The sequence below is a fragment of the Arthrobacter sp. 05T47 genome, assembly GCF_056395825.1.
In genome coordinates, this window is record NZ_JBFTKG010000099.1 from 1 (window position 1) to 2333 (window position 2333).

A 2333-nucleotide genomic window follows, 5' to 3' on the forward strand; every position below is an offset into this window, starting at 1 on the left:
GCCGCGCTTGAGGTTCCAGATCTGGTCATCGGTGAGGTCCTGGACCATTTCCTTGGTCTGCGGGGTCTTGCCGAAGAAGTGCTCGCGGACGAACGCGCCGGACTCGGCCTTGTAGGTCTGGTAGTCCCCGTCGACGGTCTCGTTCATGATCTTCACCAGCGAGCCGTCCTCGTCCTTGGCCAGCAGGTCATCCCACTCCCGGCCCCAGACRACCTTGATCACGTTCCAGCCCGCGCCGCGGAAGAACGCCTCGAGTTCCTGCATGATCTTGCCGTTGCCGCGGACCGGTCCGTCCAGGCGCTGGAGGTTGCAGTTGATCACGAAGTTCAGGTTGTCCAGCTTGTCGTTCGCGGCGAGCTGGAGCAGCCCGCGGGACTCGGGCTCGTCCATTTCCCCGTCGCCCAGGAACGCCCAGACCTGCTGGTCGGAGGTGTCCTTGATGCCGCGGTTGTGCAGGTACCGGTTGGACTGGGCCTGGTAGATCGCGTTCATCGGCCCGATGCCCATCGAGACCGTGGGGAACTCCCAGAACTCCGGCATCAGCCGCGGGTGCGGGTAGGAGGAGAGGGCGTGGCCCTCCTTGGACTTCTCCTGCCGGAAACCGTCCATATCCTCCTCGGAGAGCCGGCCCTCCATGAAGGCCCGGGCGTACATGCCGGGGGAGGCGTGGCCCTGGAAGAAGACCTGGTCCCCGCCGCCGGGGTGGTCCTTGCCGCGGAAGAAGTGGTTGAACCCGACCTCGTACAGSGTCGCGGCCCCGGCATAGGTCGAGATGTGCCCGCCCACGCCGATATCGGCCCGCTGCGCCCGGTGCACCATCACCGCGGCGTTCCAGCGCAGCCAGGCCCGGTACTTGCGCTCGATCTCCTCRTCGCCGGGGAACGGGGCCTCCTGGTCCACCGGGATGGTGTTGACGTAGTCCGTGGTGGTGACCATCGGAACACCCACGCTCTGCGCCCCGGCCCGCTGGAGCAGGCTGCGCATGATGTACTGGGCACGCTCGGTGCCCTGTTCCTGAATCAGCGCATCCAGGGACTCCAGCCACTCGGCGGTCTCTTCCGGATCACGATCAGGCAGCTGGTTTGTCAACCCGCTGAGGATATGGGAGGTATCTTCTCCTGCAGCCACGTCCACCTCACTCTTCATCATTGAATGGCGGCCAGTAATTTTCATTATGTGAAAAAACTTTCTTGCATTTCGAGATTATCTAGGCGGCAACCCGGGCGTCAAGGCGGCCGGACAGTCACAATCGGGTGCCACGGACAACGCGGAGTCGGATGCCGCCCATTCGGGGGTCCGGGATGGGCCGTACCTGACCCCGCGTTGCTTTTGTCAGGCCGAGGCGAGCAGCCTGCCCCAGCGCGGGGAGAGCAGCGGGGCGCCGGCCATCTTGAGGCAGTGCCACAGGGTCACGGCCACCGAGTCGAGCACGGGAACGCCCATGGCCGCCTCGATTTCCTCCGCGATGTTGGCCCCGTAGAGGTTGGTGCACAGGTACACCAGCGCGTCCGGGTTCAATGCCGCCAKTTCCAGCGATCCGGGCCGCATTTCGGCGTCGGAGACCCGGGCGAAGGACTCRTTGTCGCTCAGGCCGAGGAAGCGGTGGTCAAGGGTCTTGATYCCGTCCCGTTCGTAGGACGCCACGATCCGTTCGTTGACGTCCTCCGTGTACGGSGTGAACAGCCCGAYCCGCTCGGTGCCGAAGGACCGGAAGGCCTCCATGTAGGCCAGRGTGGACGTGGTGGCCGGAATGCCCGTCGCGTCCTGGATGCCCCGGACGAGCTCGCGGTCGTGGCCGGCGCCGAGCCAGGAGCCCGAGGTGCCGTTCCACGCGATGACGTCGACGTCGGCGGTCGCCAGGATCTCGGCGGCGGCCCGCATCACCGAAGCGTCGAACTGCTTGTCGGAGGAATCATCCAGGGCGATCCGCGTGACCTGGATCCGGGCGAAGTGGATGGTCACGTCGGTGCGGTCGCCGAGGATCCGGTAGCTTTGCGGCTCCAGGCAGGTGTTGGAGGACGGCACGATCATGCCGATGCGGGTGGGGCGGGTTGCGGAAGGCATGGGTGCTCCTAGAGTGCAGCGGGGTAGACAGAAGCGGGGAGGGCAGCGGGCGCGGCGGCAGCGGGAGAGGCGGCGGCCTGGTGTTCGCGGAAACCGTTGCGGGCCACGAAGCGGCCCGTGGGGCCGAGATCATGGAAGCCGTCGGCGTCCAGCACTATGCGTCCGGCGGACACGACGACGGCGGGCCAGCCGGTGAGTGTCCGGCCATCGAACGGCGAGAAGTCAGTCCCCATGTGCAGGGCGGCGCCGTCCACGGTGCGTTCCTGGGC

Annotated in this window: 1 protein-coding gene and 2 pseudogenes; all 3 read right to left on the reverse strand. The window is 66.4% G+C overall.

Features of this window, described 5'->3' with window-relative positions; translation table 11 throughout:
• Positions 1-1146, reverse strand: a pseudogene (locus AC1DEY_RS22925) (pyruvate dehydrogenase (acetyl-transferring), homodimeric type); the annotation flags it as partial.
• Between the two features lie 186 nt (positions 1147-1332).
• Positions 1333-2064: a maleate cis-trans isomerase family protein gene (locus AC1DEY_RS22930; protein WP_476870007.1), complete on the reverse strand. Its 732-nt coding sequence runs from the start codon at positions 2062-2064 to the stop codon at positions 1333-1335.
• 8 nt (positions 2065-2072) lie between these two features.
• A pseudogene (locus AC1DEY_RS22935) lies at positions 2073-2333 on the reverse strand (dihydropyrimidinase); the annotation flags it as partial.